15 protein-coding genes are annotated in these 17,256 nt (G+C 44.9%); 5 read left to right on the forward strand and 10 right to left on the reverse strand.

Features of this window, described 5'->3' with window-relative positions; translation table 11 throughout:
- Window position 1: 1 nt before the first annotated feature.
- The 4 genes from H8S63_RS00395 to H8S63_RS00410 all read left to right on the forward strand — a co-directional run bounded on the left by H8S63_RS00395 (window position 2) and on the right by H8S63_RS00410 (window position 5,433).
- The gene (locus tag H8S63_RS00395; RefSeq protein WP_007755261.1) at window positions 2-562 is read left to right on the forward strand and encodes a F0F1 ATP synthase subunit delta; all 561 of its coding nucleotides are present in this window, start codon (window positions 2-4) and stop codon (window positions 560-562) included.
- Complete coding sequence (gene atpA / locus H8S63_RS00400) at window positions 562-2,145, forward strand: F0F1 ATP synthase subunit alpha (RefSeq protein WP_186925386.1); 1,584 nt, start codon at window positions 562-564, stop codon at window positions 2,143-2,145. Before H8S63_RS00395 ends, atpA begins: the two co-directional genes overlap by 1 nt.
- A gap of 102 nt (window positions 2,146-2,247) precedes the next feature.
- Complete coding sequence (locus tag H8S63_RS00405) at window positions 2,248-3,171, forward strand: F0F1 ATP synthase subunit gamma (RefSeq protein ID WP_186925387.1); 924 nt, start codon at window positions 2,248-2,250, stop codon at window positions 3,169-3,171.
- Window positions 3,172-3,261: 90 nt separating this feature from the next.
- Window positions 3,262-5,433 carry an HRDC domain-containing protein gene (locus H8S63_RS00410; protein WP_022276397.1) on the forward strand — a complete coding sequence of 724 codons (2,172 nt, stop codon included), beginning with the start codon at window positions 3,262-3,264 and terminating at the stop codon, window positions 5,431-5,433.
- A gap of 4 nt (window positions 5,434-5,437) precedes the next feature.
- Here the strand turns inward: H8S63_RS00410 and H8S63_RS00415 are convergent, their stop codons facing one another.
- From H8S63_RS00415 to aspT, 5 genes are all read right to left on the reverse strand, one after another.
- Entirely contained in the window at window positions 5,438-6,058 is a 621-nt protein-coding gene (locus tag H8S63_RS00415) for a lysine exporter LysO family protein (RefSeq protein ID WP_007755286.1), read from the reverse strand.
- Window positions 6,055-6,333: a LysO family transporter gene (locus tag H8S63_RS00420; protein ID WP_032839737.1), complete on the reverse strand. Its 279-nt coding sequence runs from the start codon at window positions 6,331-6,333 to the stop codon at window positions 6,055-6,057. Before H8S63_RS00420 ends, H8S63_RS00415 begins: the two co-directional genes overlap by 4 nt.
- Before the next feature lie 570 nt (window positions 6,334-6,903).
- Window positions 6,904-7,440: a hypothetical protein gene (locus H8S63_RS00425; protein ID WP_055278745.1), complete on the reverse strand. Its 537-nt coding sequence runs from the start codon at window positions 7,438-7,440 to the stop codon at window positions 6,904-6,906.
- 153 nt (window positions 7,441-7,593) lie between these two features.
- Window positions 7,594-9,228: an aspartate 4-decarboxylase gene (gene aspD, locus H8S63_RS00430; protein WP_186925388.1), complete on the reverse strand. Its 1,635-nt coding sequence runs from the start codon at window positions 9,226-9,228 to the stop codon at window positions 7,594-7,596.
- 61 nt (window positions 9,229-9,289) lie between these two features.
- Window positions 9,290-10,984, reverse strand: coding sequence for an aspartate-alanine antiporter (gene aspT / locus H8S63_RS00435; RefSeq protein WP_186925389.1), 1,695 nt, complete (start codon window positions 10,982-10,984; stop codon window positions 9,290-9,292).
- A gap of 116 nt (window positions 10,985-11,100) precedes the next feature.
- On the opposite strand from aspT, the gene H8S63_RS00440 reads away from it, so the two are divergent.
- Entirely contained in the window at window positions 11,101-12,768 is a 1,668-nt protein-coding gene (locus H8S63_RS00440; protein WP_007755304.1) for a formate--tetrahydrofolate ligase, read from the forward strand.
- A 161-nt stretch (window positions 12,769-12,929) separates the two neighbouring features.
- Here the strand turns inward: H8S63_RS00440 and glyA are convergent, their stop codons facing one another.
- The 5 genes from glyA to pyrB form a co-directional block, all read right to left on the reverse strand.
- On the reverse strand, window positions 12,930-14,210 hold the full coding sequence (gene glyA, locus H8S63_RS00445) for a serine hydroxymethyltransferase (protein ID WP_007755307.1): 1,281 nt from the start codon (window positions 14,208-14,210) through the stop codon (window positions 12,930-12,932).
- 136 nt (window positions 14,211-14,346) lie between these two features.
- Window positions 14,347-15,084 carry a porin family protein gene (locus tag H8S63_RS00450; protein ID WP_186925676.1) on the reverse strand — a complete coding sequence of 246 codons (738 nt, stop codon included), beginning with the start codon at window positions 15,082-15,084 and terminating at the stop codon, window positions 14,347-14,349.
- A gap of 17 nt (window positions 15,085-15,101) precedes the next feature.
- Window positions 15,102-15,671 (reverse strand): flavin reductase family protein, encoded by a 570-nt coding sequence (locus H8S63_RS00455; protein ID WP_007755313.1) that lies wholly within the window; start codon window positions 15,669-15,671, stop codon window positions 15,102-15,104.
- Window positions 15,668-16,129: an aspartate carbamoyltransferase regulatory subunit gene (gene pyrI / locus H8S63_RS00460; protein ID WP_007755315.1), complete on the reverse strand. Its 462-nt coding sequence runs from the start codon at window positions 16,127-16,129 to the stop codon at window positions 15,668-15,670. Before pyrI ends, H8S63_RS00455 begins: the two co-directional genes overlap by 4 nt.
- Window positions 16,126-17,067: an aspartate carbamoyltransferase gene (pyrB, locus tag H8S63_RS00465; RefSeq protein ID WP_007755317.1), complete on the reverse strand. Its 942-nt coding sequence runs from the start codon at window positions 17,065-17,067 to the stop codon at window positions 16,126-16,128. Before pyrB ends, pyrI begins: the two co-directional genes overlap by 4 nt.
- Between the last annotated feature and the right edge of the window lie 189 nt (window positions 17,068-17,256).

Below are 17,256 nucleotides of genomic sequence, written 5' to 3' on the forward strand. Positions count from 1 at the left end.
AATGGAAGTCGGAATACTCTCAATGCGTTATGCAAAAGCGATGATCGAATACGCGCAGGAAAAAGGAGTGGAAGACAGGGTATATCAGGAATTCCTCACTCTGTCTCACAGCTTTTGTGCACAACCCGGACTGCGTGAGGCACTTGATAATCCGGTCATTGCGATTAAGGAGAAATTAGCGTTGGTTTGTACGGCTGCCGATGGTGAAGGTACATCAACCAGAGAGTTTATCCGTTTTATCACTTTGGTATTAAAAAACAGGCGTGAAGGTTATCTGCAATTTATCGGCCTGATGTACCTGGACCTGTATCGGAAGTTGAAACATATCGGAGTCGGTAAACTGATTACGGCTGTTGACGTTGATAAAGCGACATCGGATCGGATTCGTTCTGCGGCAGCGCATATCCTGCATGCGCAGATGGAGTTGGAAACGGTAGTAGACCCGTCCATTGAGGGTGGATTTATTTTCGATATCAACGATTACCGTTTGGATGCGAGCGTTGCTACGCAGTTAAAGCGAGTGAAACAACAATTTATTGATAAGAATAGGAGAATTGTATAATGTCTGAAAATATAAGAGTAAGCGAAGTATCCGATATATTGCGCAAGCAGCTCGAAGGGATTAATGCCAATGTGCAGCTTGACGAAATCGGTACGGTGCTTCAGGTGAGCGACGGTGTAGTCCGTATCTATGGACTGCGGAACGCCGAAGCGAATGAATTGCTGGAGTTCGACAATGGTATCAAAGCAATCGTGATGAACCTCGAAGAGGACAACGTGGGTGCTGTACTACTGGGTCCGACGGACAGAATCAAAGAAGGGTTTATTGTGAAACGTACAAAACGCATCGCCTCCATTCGTGTAGGCGAGGGGATGTTGGGACGTGTCATCGACCCGTTGGGTGAACCGCTCGACGGCAAAGGGCTGGTTGGCGGTGAACTTTATGATATGCCGTTGGAACGGAAAGCTCCGGGAGTAATTTACCGTCAGCCTGTCAATCAGCCATTACAGACCGGATTGAAGGCAGTTGATGCCATGATTCCTATCGGGCGTGGTCAACGTGAGTTGATTATCGGTGACCGTCAGACGGGAAAGACGGCTATTGCGATTGATGCGATCATCAATCAGCGTAGCAATTTTCTGGCAGGCGACCCTGTATACTGCATCTATGTGGCAATCGGACAGAAAGGTTCTACAGTCGCTTCTATCGTAAATACACTTCGTGAGAATGGAGCGTTGGACTATACGATTGTAGTAGCCGCTACAGCCGGTGACCCGGCCGCGCTACAATACTATGCGCCATTTGCGGGTGCAGCCATCGGTGAGTATTTCCGTGATACAGGCCGTCATGCGCTGGTTGTGTATGATGACCTTTCCAAGCAGGCGGTAGCTTATCGTGAGGTATCTCTGATTCTCCGCCGTCCGTCGGGACGTGAAGCGTATCCGGGTGACATCTTCTATCTGCATTCCCGTTTGTTGGAACGCGCGGCGAAGATTATCAGCCAGGAAGAAGTGGCGCGCGAAATGAATGACCTGCCGGACAGCTTGAAGGATATAGTCAAAGGAGGAGGTTCCCTTACCGCATTGCCTATCATCGAGACACAGGCAGGAGACGTTTCGGCCTATATCCCGACGAATGTGATTTCCATTACTGACGGACAGATCTTCCTCGAAACCGATCTCTTTAATCAGGGTGTCCGTCCGGCTATCAATGTGGGCATCTCCGTATCCCGTGTGGGTGGTAACGCGCAGATTAAGGCCATGAAGAAGGTAGCCGGAACATTGAAGATTGACCAAGCCCAATATCGTGAGCTGGAAGCTTTCTCTAAGTTCAGCAGTGATATGGATCCGATTACCGCCTTGACGATTGATAAGGGACGTAAGAACGCCCAACTTTTGATTCAACCTCAATACAGCCCAATGCCCGTAGAACAGCAGATTGCTATTCTCTATTGCGGTACGCACGGACTTCTTCATGATGTCCCATTGGATAAGGTACAGGACTTTGAACGTAGCTTCATCGAATCTCTGCAACTGAATCACCAGCAGGATGTGTTGGATGTCTTAAAGACAGGCGTTATCGATGATAATGTAACCAATGCCATCGAGGAAACCGCCGCTATGGTTGCCAAACAATACTTATAGAAATATAGGAATAAAGAATGAAGAATTCTTATTATTAACTATTTGACTATACTGCATAGTAAATTCTTCATTCTTAATTTTTCATTCTTAATTTAAAAAATTATGGCTTCACTGAAAGAAGTAAAAACCAGAATAAATTCGGTAAAGAGTACCCGAAAAATCACTTCAGCAATGAAGATGGTGGCTTCTGCCAAATTACATAAGGCACAAGGAGCCATTGAGAATATGTTGCCTTATCAGAAGAAGTTGAACAAGATTCTGACTAACTTTCTGAGTGCGGACCTTCCTATCGAATCTCCCTACGTGAAGGAGCGCGAGGTGAAGCGTGTGGCAATTGTCGCCTTCTCTTCGAATACGTCTCTTTGTGGTGCTTTCAATGCCAATGTGATAAAAATGTTATTGCAAACGGTAGGTGAATATCGCACTCTCGGGCAAGACAATATCTTGATATTTCCAATAGGCAAGAAAGTAGATGAAGCTGTAAAACGCATGGGATTCCAACCGCAGGAAACTTCGCCCACCTTATCTGACAAACCGACTTATCAGGAAGCTGCCGACTTGGCTCATCGTCTGATGGGGATGTTTGTATCCGGTGAAATAGACCGTGTGGAAATTATCTATCATCATTTTAAGTCTATGGGTACGCAAATCCTCCTTCGTGAAACGTATCTTCCCATCGATCTGACACATATCATAGATGAAGAAGAACAAAACAAGGGGCAGATGAATGAGGAGCAAAAGGACAAAGGGGAGGCGGAAAGACGTGAAGTCGCCAACGACTACATCATCGAACCCAACGCTGAAGAACTGATTGCCAACCTAATCCCAACTGTATTAAGCCAGAAACTATTTACAGCAGCCGTTGACTCGAACACATCGGAACACGCTGCCCGTACGTTAGCTATGCAGGTAGCTACGGATAATGCGAACGAGCTGATTCAGGATTTGACGAAGCAATATAACAAGAGTCGTCAGCAGGCTATTACAAATGAGCTGTTGGATATTGTGGGGGGCTCTATGAAATAATATTCTTATTCTTTCTTTTTGGTTCTTTTTCTTTCGTATCAAGACGAAAGAAAAAGAATAATAGTTACCTTTGTTGAAAATTTGAATCCCATGGAAAATAATCCCGAACTGCAACTAGCGTGGCAGTTCATTGAAAATACAGGCACACATTTATTTCTTACCGGAAAGGCCGGAACCGGAAAAACTACATTTCTGAGAAGATTGAAGGAACAGAGCCCTAAACGTATGGTTATCTTGGCGCCGACAGGTATTGCCGCTATCAATGCGGGAGGAGTTACCATTCATTCTTTTTTCCAGTTATCTTTTGCACCTTTTGTTCCGGAGACCACGTTCAACTCTTCCCAGACACACTATCGTTTCAGTAAAGAAAAGCGGAATATCATTCGTAGCATGGACTTGCTGGTCATAGATGAGATCAGTATGGTGCGTGCCGATTTGTTGGATGCGATAGATTCGGCTCTGCGGAGATACCGGGATAGGGAAAAGCCTTTCGGTGGAGTCCAATTGCTGATGATTGGAGATTTGCAGCAGTTAGCCCCTGTGGTGAAAGAGAATGAATGGGAAATGTTGAAGAACTATTATGAAACTCCTTACTTCTTTGCCAGCCGTGCTTTGCGTGAGACGGTATATATGACAATTGAACTGAAAACAGTCTATCGTCAGAGTGATACCTTTTTTCTTTCCTTGTTGAATAAGATACGTGAGAATCAGGCGGACGATGAAGTATTGAATGAGTTGAACCGTCGGTATCAGCCGGGTTTTCGTCCTCGCAAGGAAGAAGGCTACATCCGTCTGACAACGCATAATTATCAGGCGCAGAAGGTGAACGATAATGAATTGGCCTCTCTGCCCGGGCAGACTTATAGTTTTCGTGCAGAGATAGACGGAACTTTTCCGGAATATTTATATCCGGCAGACGAAGTTCTCACCATAAAAGCGGGGGCACAGATTATGTTCCTTAAAAATGACCCCTCGTCGGAAAAGCGGTATTATAATGGCATGATTGGAGAAGTGGCAGCCGTTAATGATGCGGGGATGATTGTGCGGGGAAAAGATAATGGAGATGAATTTCAGTTATTGCCGGAAGAGTGGGGCAATTATAAATATGTGCTGAATGAAGAAACGAAGGAAATCACCGAAGAGATAGAAGGAACCTTCCGTCAGTATCCTATCCGGTTAGCTTGGGCTATTACGATACATAAGAGTCAGGGACTGACGTTTGAGCGTGCCATTATTGATGCGCGCAATTCTTTTGCGCATGGGCAGACCTACGTAGCCTTAAGCCGTTGCAAAACTTTGGAAGGCATGGTGCTGGAATCCCCTCTGCGCAGAGAAGCTATCATCAGTGATAGTACTGTAGATGACTTCACCAAAGAAGTAGAAAGAAACAAACCGGGCAACCGGCAGTTACACGATATGCAGAAGGCCTATTTCTTTGATTTACTGAGTGATTTATTCAACTTTTATTCGCTCGACCAAGCTTATAAGCGGCTGCTTCGCCTGATAGATGAAGACCTCTATAAGCTTTATCCGAAACAACTTGCCGAGTATAAAGAATTGGCTCCTCATATCAAAGAAAAGATAGTGGAAGTGTCTCAACGTTTCCGCAATCAATATACCCGATTGATAAATGGGAGCGATGATTATGCGGCGGACCAGGGATTGCAGGAGCGGGTTCGTTCCGGTGCAGGATACTTTCGTAAGGAACTCGAACCTGTACGCGCGTTGTTTGAAAAGACGAATATGCCCCTTGATAATAAAGAACTTAGGAAGCAGTTGAATGAACGCCTGCAAGCGTTGGATGATGCGTTGTGGATTAAGGAATCTTTATTGGAAGCGATGATGGGGCAACCCTTTACTGTTACGGGATATTTGAAGTTAAAAGCTAAAGTGACGTTAAGCCTTGAAGACGATTCTTCTTCCGGTTCTTCACCCAAAGCTCCGAAAGAGAAGAGAGAACGGAAAGGACGTAAAGAACGTACACGTAGTTCTTCGAAAGCAAAGGTTGAGGTTCCTACAGATATTCTGTACCCGGAGCTTTATCGTACCTTGTCCGAATGGAGAGCGGCAAAAGCACGCGAAGTAAGTCTCCCGGCTTATATCATAATGCAACAGAAAGCCCTGATGGGGATTGTAAACTTGTTGCCCGATACTCCGGAAGCTTTGGAGGCCATACCCTATTTCGGTGCGAAGGGAGTACAGAAATACGGGCTTGAAATTTTGGGGATTATTCGCGAATATCTGAAAAATGCTAAGAGTTAAGGATTCAGAGATTACAGAAAAAAGAAACGAAGACCGGAACACTGATGTCAATCAGGATACCGTGTAGAATGGCGATAGGAATCATTTCTTTTCCTGAATATCTACTGATAGACGGTAACAGCACATCCATCGAATTGACTCCGGCTACAGAAATAGGCGCTAACTCCCCGAAATATTTCTTGATGATCGGAGTACCAATCAATGCTGTCATTTCACGGAAGATATTGGTTAGCAGGGCAATAGTGCCTAGTTCCGTTGCTAGTTGAAGTCCGATAGATGGTTCTTTAAACTGAGTGATAAGAATGGAGGACAGTGAGTAATATGCAAAGCCGCTTCCTACTGCCATACAGTCGAATACACTCCATTGGTGTAGCAACAGGCTTGCCAGAGCCGAGAACAATAGCGTGCCGATAATTGTTCCTAACGGAATCAATAGCATTTTGGGATGCAGATGTGAAACAATAGTTTTCAAATTCTTATTAGAGCCGATACTGATTCCTACTTGCAACATTAATCCGTAAAGTATATACATGGAGACAGCATGTGTGTCGAACTCGAACTTATTAAAAAATCCCATGATACAACCTATGCAAAAGAATAATATAACAATCAGACTTCCTTTCATTGTTTACCTCCTTTCTTGAAAAACAGTTGTAATACTAAGCGGGCGGCAATCAGACTTCCCAATACACCGGATGTGGAAAGGATGATAGCTTGCCATCCGAATTTTCCGAGATTGTTTACAATCAGACTGTTAGAACCAATAGATACTCCCAAGATAAAGAGTAACAAGAATATTGTAAGAGAAATTGTCTTTTCTGTCTTTTGCAGAATGCTCCAGTTACGCAATGCATAACCAATGCCGATTCCTAAGAACATAGTGGATATAATAGAGAACATATTATGATATATTGGGGTGATTCGGTTATACGAATAATTCAATTACACACTGAATACCTGTTTTCAAAAAGATAATATATCTTATTGAAAATCAATTAGAAATACTACTTATAAATAAAAAGAAATTGATAAGCAGTTTCTGTAAAAAAGAATGGGTGAATTTAGATGAATCCGCTGAACCAATGTACATGTACGCAACTTGAATTGCAGAAAGAGGATATCCCTGCAGGAGTTGGAGAAATGTTATGTAATTGTAATATTGGGTTCATCGTTGGTTTTTCTATTTTGCTGCAAAGATACAGCTTTATTGTATATTTTCCAAATAAATATGTAAAACGTAACGTACAGACATAAAAAAAGGAGCAACGCCTTGCTCCAACCTTTGTTAACCTTAAATCTAATACTATGAAAAACACATTGCAAAGGTACGGACTTTTGTGATATCTGCAAATAATCCAAGGGGAAAAGTATGTTTCATAACATAGATTAAGATTTTGATATTCCAATGTCCCTTTTATTAAACACTTTTTTAGTTAGAAATTCTAATATCACCGGGCAAATATCCGGTAATTAGTAGGGGACATTGCGCCCCTGTTGCACTTCAATTCGTATTCCGAAATTACCATTGGCTGATTTTAGTTCGAATGCTCCCCGAAAATTATTCTTTTCCCAAGGCATAGCGCTTCGATTGGGAACCCTCCATCCGTCTTTATCATAATCTCCGTATGTATTGATTTGCATTCCGTTTTTCAGTTTGAAAGATCCCATCTGCATAAACTGCGGTGAAGAGTAAAATCCCCAATTGTATCCGTATCCGAAGCCGGAATATGAAGGAGAGAAGGTGTCTGTGAATCCTTGAGAATAGATAGCATCCGTATTCATGCGGAATAGCTGATTATAGTCCTTGGTTACATTCGGTATACTCAGATCTGTTTTGGGAAGTTGGGGGGCAGTGATATTCATTATCCCCATATCCAGCAAGAAACCGCCGAACTCTTTTACATTAGCTGACGGGGCACGGCGGATACTGTCGGAAGGTATTTCCGATTGTGCGGATACGATTCCGGCAGATAATATCAGCGAAAGAAATAGAATCAGTTTTTTCATCTTTGTACAGGTTAATTTATCACAAAGATAGAAAATTTCAGTCTGACTATCTATGAAACAAGCGCAGATTAACGCAGATTTACGCAAAGATTAAATATTATCTGCGATAATTTGCGTTCATCTGTGTTCATCTGCGCTTTAGGAATTATCTGTTTACGACTGCCATACTTTGGCATACTCGTCCAGCACCCGTTTGATACTTTTCCCGATTTTCACATAATCGGCCTCATTCAGATTGGCAAGCGATACACGGACACTCCATTTGGGGCCGGCAAAGCCACCGCCGTTCAGCAGTACGAGTGAAGTCTCATTGGCGAGACGGAACACCACATCCAGCGGATTATATGTCTTTTGCAGATAAGCGACGAAATCATCCCCATAAAATTTCTTCGCCCACACCAGCATATCGATTTCCGAATAATAACCGGCGCGCAGCGGATCCTCCACCAGTGTAAATCCGGTATTGTCCCATAATGCGTGCAAACGGCGATGGATGATATCCTGCATCTTGATCTTATAGCGGTCCTCTTTATCCAGAAGAGCGAAAAGAGAAAACAAGCTCATCTGCATTTGCTGAGGGAGAGAGAGCCCTGCCGTATGATTCAAAGCGATCTGGCGGCTGTCAGCTACCATACGGTCGATAAACTTCATCTTCTCCGGATGCAGGTCAAGGCTCGAATAACGTTTGTTCAATATTTTTTTCTGCTCCTCCGACAGGCGGGCAATCATTTTGTCGTAGATATTGTCTTCGTGTAAGGCGATCACTGCATTTCTCCATCCCGTAGCTCCGAAATATTTGGAGAAAGAATAGACGCAAAGCGTATTATGTGGCAATTCAGCCATCAATGAACGGAAGTGAGGGATAAATGTCCCGTACACGTCATCCGTAATAATCATCAGATTCGGATTGTCATTCTTTACAATGTTGACAATGCGTGCCGCAGTCTCAGCGCTCAGTGCGTAGCTGGGCGGGTTACTCGGATTGGTGATGAATAAAGCCTTGATTTTCGGGTTCCTTAACTTGTCGATATCCTCATCCTTGTATTGCCAGGTGTGCAGCCCGTCAGCCGTCATCTGGTCAGCGGAAATTTCAGTGACCTCAAATTGGTAACGTCGTAATTGCGGAATCTCAATATAAGGAGTAAACACCGGAATCATCAATGCAATGGCGTCCCCCTGGTTCAATAGGAAATTCTCTTGCAGTGAATCGAACAGATAACACATGGCTGCCGTTCCCCCTTCAGTGGCGAACAGGTCGAAAGTTCCTTTCGGCGGACGGCGGTCGCACATCTCCTGCGCCAGATAATCCTGTACGATTAGTTCCGTAAAATGCAGAATACGGTCGGGCACGGGATATTGGTCACCGATTACAGCTTCCGCCCATTCATGAACGAGCGTGTCCGGGTCGGCTGCGTGCTCCATCAACATATAGTTATATCCCTTTTTCAGCAAGTCGGCTCCCGGTGTCTTTTCGTTATCTTTCAAGAAAGCCTCGAAACGTGCGGCTATTCCTGTTTTCTGCGGGATACCCGCTATCCCTTCTTCCGACGAGAATACACGGCGGCATTCGCAAAGGCCGAATTGTCCTAACAGGAAAAACGCCTCACGGGGTTCGGTAGCAATCCAGTTCGGATTTCCTCTACCGGCGTTTAGCATGGTGTGCGCTATTTTCTTGATACTTTCATCCGCCATTTCGATAAGCTTGTTTTTAAGTTCGAAAGGGCTGATGGTTTCCATCTTTTTAGCATAGCTTTTAGTGATAGCCGGGCTATTGTCTTTTTTCTCCATAATGAAATTTATATTTGTTAGAATAGTAAATAATTTGTCTGAAACAGTAAGTACTGCCGGTTTACATCAGCAGTACGATGACCACTCCCCAGATAATCAGCAGCGTATTGCCTACGGCATACGTCACGGTATATCCCAAAGCCGGAGTATCGCTTTCCACTGCATCCTGAATGGCTCCCAGTGCAGCGGTTGTCGTTCGTGCTCCCGCCGTGCACCCCAAGGATAGGGCAGGGTGGAACTTGAACAGATATTTTGCCATCAGTAATCCGCTGACCAATGGAATAGCCGTAGCCAGTGCACCGACAATAAACAGGCTGAAACCTACATCCTTGAATCCGGCTACAAAGCTGGGACCGGCGGCAATGCCCACCACTGCGATAAACATATTCAGTCCTACGTTATTCAATACCCATAGCGAAGGTTCGGGGATACCGCCGAAAGTAGGGTGTTTACTGCGCAGCCAGCCGAATACAAGCCCTGCGATTAATGCGCCTCCACTGGTAGATAGACTGATGGGGATACCTCCCAGATGAATGGAAAGAGCCCCGATAAGGCCACCGACCAAGATTCCCAGTCCTACGAAAATCATGTCGGTCTGATTGGTCGGCCGGTCTACATAACCCATTTGTTTGGCGGCGGCTTCCACTTCGTGCTTCATGCCCGTAAGTTCGAGGATATCTCCCGAATCGACTACGGTCTGAGCGAGCACCGGCACGTTGATACCTGCACGCTTGATACTACGGATGCTGACACCGTGCATGAACTTCTGTGATCTGATCGTTGCGACTTTCTCTCCTGCGAAAGTGCGGTGAGTAACCATTACCGGGAGAGTCTCCGCCGGGAAATCGAGCAATTGGGCGTCAATCACTTCCGGACCGATCCAATCTTCTTCACCAATCACAAATTCACGTCGCCCGCTTAGAACGACTTCATCCTCCGGCCGGAGCATCAGATCCGGACTGACCTCTTTTACAATTCCCCGTTGGCGGACCCGCTCTACAAACAGCCGTTTATCTTTTTCCGCCAGATACGTTTCCAGCTCGCTTACCTTTTTTCCTTTTCCAAACCATTCGTTGGTAATTTTATAAGCGCGGAACACAACCGGGCGGAGTGCGGGTGAGAATCCCGGTTCGTCTACTTCCGATGTTCCCATTTGCACTTCCAATGCCTTGCAGTCTGCTTTCACCTTATCCAGCCCTCCTAATATTTTCGGACCGAGAGAAGCCAGAAGCCAGGTCGATCCCGCCGTACCGAAGATATAAGTCACGGCGTATGCTACCGGAATGGCATTGATATACGTAGCTTTCTGTGCCTCGCTGATACCCAACTGATTAATGGTATCACTTGCCACACCGATAACGGCTGAGATAGTTTGTGATCCTGCCAGTAATCCGGCGGCTTCTCCTACGTGATATCCCATGATTTTGGCAAGTATCCACGGGGCTACCAGGCTGACGATACACATCAATACGGCGAATCCTACCTGTGGCAAACCGTCTTTTTCCAATCCCCGAAAGAACTGCGGCCCTACCTTATAGCCAACGGCGAATAAAAATAACAGAAAAAATACGGCCTTCATCGGACCGTCTACAGTGATGTTCAGTTGTCCTACCAATACTCCGACTAGCAGAACACTGGTCACTGTACCTAGAGAGAACTTCCCTATTTTGAGCCTGCCCAACCAGAATCCCGCGAAAAGCGTGAGAAAGATAGCAAGCTCAGGGTGTACCCTTAGTTGATTAATAATCCATTCCATAATTAAGTTGTTGTTTAGGTTATGTTACATACAACAGTTATTATGCGGAAAGAGTTTTGTAGCTTTACATAGATTTGTTACTTTTGCATTTTCAACTAAAACTAATCATATTCTGTATGAAATCAGACATAGAAATAGCTCGCAGCATTGAGCTGAAGAAAGTGAAGCAGGTTGCCGAAAGTATCGGAATCCCTCGTGATGAAGTGGAAAATTACGGTCGCTACATTGCAAAGATACCCGAACAGTTGATTGATGAAGAGAAGGTAAAGAAAAGCAATCTTATACTGGTCACTGCCATTACAGCTACAAAAGCGGGTATCGGCAAAACTACCGTGTCTATCGGTCTTGCATTGGGACTTAATAAAATAGGGAAGAAGGCGATTGTCGCCCTGCGTGAGCCGTCTCTCGGTCCGTGCTTCGGAATGAAAGGGGGAGCTGCCGGAGGAGGATATGCCCAAGTGCTCCCGATGGATAAGATCAATCTTCATTTTACCGGAGACTTTCATGCCATCACTTCGGCTCATAACATGATTTCTGCTTTGTTGGATAACTACCTCTATCAGAATCAGGCAAAAGGTTTCGGGCTCAAAGAAATACTCTGGCGTCGGGTGTTGGACGTGAACGACCGTTCGTTGCGCAGCATTGTCGTGGGGCTCGGTCCGAAGTCAAACGGTATCACCCAAGAGTCCGGGTTTGATATTACACCGGCTTCGGAGATTATGGCTATTCTGTGTCTTGCTCAAGATGTGAATGATTTGCGTCGCCGTATCGAAAATATCCTGCTCGGGTTCACTTATGATGACCAGCCTTTTACAGTCAAAGATTTGGGAGTGGCGGGTGCTATTACCGTATTACTGAAAGATGCCATCCATCCTAACCTGGTGCAGACAACCGAAGGAACTGCCGCTTTTGTGCATGGCGGTCCGTTTGCGAATATCGCTCATGGTTGCAACTCCATTCTGGCCACCAAATTAGCGATGACTTTCGGTGACTATGTGATTACGGAAGCAGGATTCGGTGCCGATCTTGGTGCGGAGAAGTTCTACAATATCAAGTGTCGCAAGAGCGGACTCCAGCCGCGTCTCACTGTTATTGTCGCTACGGCGCAGGGATTGAAGATGCACGGCGGTGTCAGTCTTGACCGTATCAAGGAACCGAATATGGATGGGCTGAAAGAAGGCTTGCGCAATTTGGATAAACATGTACGTAATCTTCGCTCGTTCGGTCAGACGGTTGTCGTAGCTTTCAATAAGTTCGCATCCGACACGGAAGAAGAGATGGAACTGCTGCGTGAGCACTGTGAACAGTTAGGAGTGGGCTTTGCCATCAACAATGCGTTCAGTGAAGGAGGAGAGGGAGCAGTGGATATGGCGCGTCTGGTGGTGGATATGATTGAAAACAATCCTTCCGAGCCATTGACTTTTACGTATAAGGAGGAAGACAGTATACAGCAGAAGATCGAAAAAGTGGCTACCCATATTTATGGGGCCAGTGTGATCACGTACAGCAGTATCGCACGCAACCGTATCAAACTGATTGAGAAGATGGGAATCACTCATTATCCGGTTTGTATTGCAAAGACTCAGTATTCGTTCTCCGCCGATCCGAAAATATACGGTGCGGTAAATAATTTCGAGTTCCACATCAAAGATATAGTTATCAATAACGGAGCTGAAATGATTGTAGCCATTGCCGGAGAAATCCTTCGTATGCCGGGACTGCCCAAAGAACCGCAGGCATTGCATATTGATATTGTCGATGGAGAAATAGAAGGACTTAGTTAGTGTGAAAGTACGGAAAGACGGGGATGATTGTATATAGAGGGGGAGAAAAGAAAAACAAATTTGGGTGTGGATGGTTCGGAGAAGAACGTCAATAAATAAAAAAAGAGTTTGCCCTTTCATAAAGGACAAACTCTGAATATTATATTATGAAAAGTTCTGATTTAGTATGCGAAAAGAGGATATTTCTTCATCGTTTCGTTCACACGTGCGCGGACTTGTGCGATCACCTCTTCATTTTCTACGTTAGACAAAACAGTCTCGATCATTTCAGCAATTTCAAGCATTAAGTCTTCTTTAGCACCACGAGTCGTGATAGCAGGAGTACCCAAACGGATACCGGAAGTCTGGAATGCGGAACGGCTGTCGAACGGAACCATGTTCTTGTTAACGGTAATGTCGGCAGAAACCAATGCCTTTTCCGCTACTTTACCTGTCAAATCAGGATATTTGCTGCGCAGGTCTACCAGCATGGAGTGATTGTCCGTACCGCCGGAAACAATTGTAAAGCCACGATCGATCAAAGCCTGTGCAAGTACGGCAGCGTTCTTCTGTACCTGTTTTGCATATTCCTTGAACTCAGGTTGCAGGATTTCACCGAAAGCTACCGCTTTGGCAGCAATGACGTGTTCCAATGGTCCGCCCTGAATACCCGGGAAAACGGCAGAATCCAGCAATTGAGACATCATCTTGATTTCTCCCTTCGGAGTTTTCTTACCCCATGGGTTAGGGAAATCTTTACCCATCATGATAACACCACCGCGAGGTCCGCGAAGTGTCTTATGTGTAGTCGAAGTGACAATGTGTGCATATTTAACCGGATTTTCAAGTATTCCGGCAGCAATCAGACCGGCAGGGTGTGCCATATCGATCATCAGGATAGCGCCTACTTTGTCAGCGATTTCGCGCATACGCTTGTAGTCCCATTCGCGAGAGTAAGCGGAACCGCCACCGATAATCATTTTCGGTTTCTCACGTAAAGCGACTTCTTCCATCTGGTCGTAGTCCACCCGTCCTGTTTCTTTATTCAGATTGTATTCGCAAGGAGTATAGATGATACCGGAAGTATTCACCAATGAACCATGAGAGAGATGTCCGCCGTGAGCTAAGTTCAGTCCCATGAATTTGTCGCCCGGATTCAGTACAGCCAAGAAAACTGCTGCATTGGCCTGTGCTCCGGAGTGCGGCTGTACGTTTGCCCATTCAGCACCGAAAATCTCTTTCAAGCGGTCGATAGCGATTTGCTCGCTCTGGTCTACTACTTCACAGCCTCCGTAATAGCGTTTGCCCGGATAACCTTCTGCGTACTTGTTGGTCAGGCAAGAACCCATTGCCTGCATTACCTGGTCGCTCACGAAGTTTTCTGATGCAATCAGCTCAATACCTTTTAGCTGACGTTGATGCTCTTTTTCGATAATATCGAAAATTAAGTCGTCTCTTTTCATTCTTTTATAAAGTAAGATTAAATTTTTAATTCGAGATACCTATTTTTAAGCGCACAAAGTTAATGAAAATAAATAAAGAATGAAGGAAGTACAAGAAAAATGTTAGTAAAAAGTGGGATTTAATGATATTTTATTCTTAAAGGATGAAGCCAAGCGAAAAACTTAACGCGCTGTCGCGACGACGGAAAGTAATGTTGCTCACGCCCGTGCTGCCGTCGGAATTGATATTGTCATAAACAATCGACTTGGATATGTTTCCCACTCCTTGCTCATAACGGAAATCAAAGAAGATGCGCGAAATATTGACCCCTACACCGATCACCACACTGGCATTGAACGGATAAAGTTCTTCGTGAATCCCTTTCTGGTCGAAGTTGCGGAAAGTGATTTCATTATGTTTCCCCCATAAATAACGGAGTTTGGGTCCTACGAAAATAGACATCCCGTAAGGTCCTTTTTTCACAACATTATAACCGTATAGAATAGGGAAATCGATACTGTGCAATACAGATTGTACGGATGCATAATCCGGTTCGATAGCAGGGTGCTGTGAGCCCAGCTTATCGAAGCTGATCTCACATTTGGCCACATTATAGGATACTTCCGGCTGGATGAAATGTTTCTTCATGTTGATGCGCATGAAGAGGGCGCCGAAATAACCGATTTTATAATTATTCTGCACCTCATCGATAGTCACATCCTTGATTTTTAGTTTGGACACCAGGAACATGGAAGAGTTGAATCCAGCCTTAATACCAAAGTTTATTTTCTTGGTATTGGGACGGTCCACCTTCTCTGCGTTGTAGTTCTGACCGAAAGCCATACAGCCTACGGTCAGCAAACCTAAAAGGAAAATTGTACGCAGCATATTCATGGTCGTATTATCTGGGGTCAGTTTTTCTTTTTCTCTACACTCCAACCAAACTTTCCGATTTTCTCACCAAGCTCATAATATCCGCCGTGTACATATACCAATGGGTTGGTTTCCGCCAACTCAAGTTTTCCGGTTTCCGGATTCAGATTCCGCTCGTCTGCCCGAACGTTCACCACGTCTGCAATAAACATATCATGCGAGCCTAGAGAGACGATTTCTTTCACACGGCATTCAATGCAGAGAGGTGACTCTTCAATCAAGGGAGCGCTGACCACAGTGCAATGTCCCGGAGTCAGCTTCATTTCTTCGAATTTGTGATAATTGCGCCCCGAACGTACTCCGCACCAGTCTGTGGCGAAAGCCATGTCTTTTGTTGTCAGATTGATAACGAACTCCATGTTCTTTTTAATAATCTCATGGGAGTATCGTTCCGGACGTACGGATATATAGCACATGGGCGGGTTGGTGCAAATCGTGCCCGTCCATGCCACTGTGATAATATTATATTCACTTTCTTCTTTTCCGCAACTGACCAATACAGCCGGTAGCGGATAAATCATCGTTCCAGGTTTCCAATCTTGTTTCATAGGATACTGATCTCTTCACGCTTTTGTTCTTTTTCGCAATAATGACATTTTACGATACAGTTATCTTTGTCTATCACATGGAATAACGTAGCCATCGGTTCATTGTTCGTGATACATTTCGGATTGGCGCATTTTACGATTCCATGAAGCTCATCCGGCATTTTCACTTCCCTCTTTTCCACCACCTCATAATCGCGGATAATATTCAGCTTGACGTGCGGAGCCACCACCGATATACGGTTTATTTCCTCGTCGCAGAAAAACTTGTCTGCAATCTTAATGATACCTTTTTTACCCAGCTTCTTACTGTCGAGGTTGAATCCGATCGTGATATTGCTGGTCATTTGCTCCACTCCGAGCAGTTGTACTACGGTAAAGAGCTTTTCGGAAGGGATATGGTCAATCACTGTCCCGTTTTTCAGGGCAGCTACTTGCAATGCTTGTTTATTTTCGCTCATAATAAAATATCGTTTTTAACATCATCTAATGTGATACCTAACACATCGCAAAGAATTGCTTCGCGGGCATACAGACCATTTTGCGCCTGTTGGAAATAGTATGCTTTCGGGTTGTCATCCACATCATACGCAATCTCGTTGACACGAGGCAGCGGATGCAGGATACGCAGATTGGGACGGGTGTTCTCCAGCATTTTGTTGCGCAGGATATATACGTTCTTTACACGTTCGTATTCCATCAGATCGGTGAAACGCTCCCGTTGCACGCGGGTCATGTACAGAATGTCCGCATCAGCGATAATCTCTTCGGTGAAATCCGTGTGCTCAACATACTTTATCTGGTGGGTCTTGCAATAGAGCTTGTACTCTTCCGGCATTTTCAACTCTTCGGGAGCGATAAAATGGAAAGTAGGGTTGAAGTGGCGCATGGCCATCAGCAGCGAGTGCACGGTACGTCCGTACTTCAAATCTCCTACCAGATAAATATTCAAGTTTTCCAGTGTTCCCTGTGTTTTGTAGATGGAATAGAGGTCGAGCATGGTTTGTGACGGATGTTGGTTGGCTCCGTCTCCTGCATTGACGATAGGCACCGGAGCTACCTCGCTGGCATACCGTGCGGCTCCTTCGAGATAGTGGCGCATGACGATAATGTCCGCATAATTGCTCACCATCATAATCGTGTCTTTTAGTGTCTCCCCTTTGGAAGAACTGGTCGCTTTCGGGTCGGAAAATCCGATAACACGTGCACCGAGACGGTTGGCGGCTGTTTCAAAACTCAGGCGGGTACGTGTGGAAGGTTCGAAGAACAAGGTTGCTACTACCTTTCCTTGCAATAACCGGCGGTTGGGATTCATTTCAAACTGCTTCGCCATTTCGAGCATATAGAGGATTTTTTCTTTAGAATGTTCGGCAATGGTTACTAAACTTCTGTTTTCCATTTTGTTATCTTTTATGTGGATAGAACTTGTTTTACCGGAGTGTAAAGGTACGAAGAATTTGTGAGAAGCACAGAATTATTTCGTTTTTTTTAGGTTCAGCCGGATGATTTTTGTTTCAGCCGTTCCTGTTGGATGAAACGACCGTATCTTTTGATTAATACGACCGCTCGTTTTGAACCGATCGAACGG

The organism is Bacteroides sp. NSJ-39 (genome assembly GCF_014287315.1).
GTDB classification, from domain to species: Bacteria; Bacteroidota; Bacteroidia; order Bacteroidales; family Bacteroidaceae; genus Bacteroides; species Bacteroides finegoldii.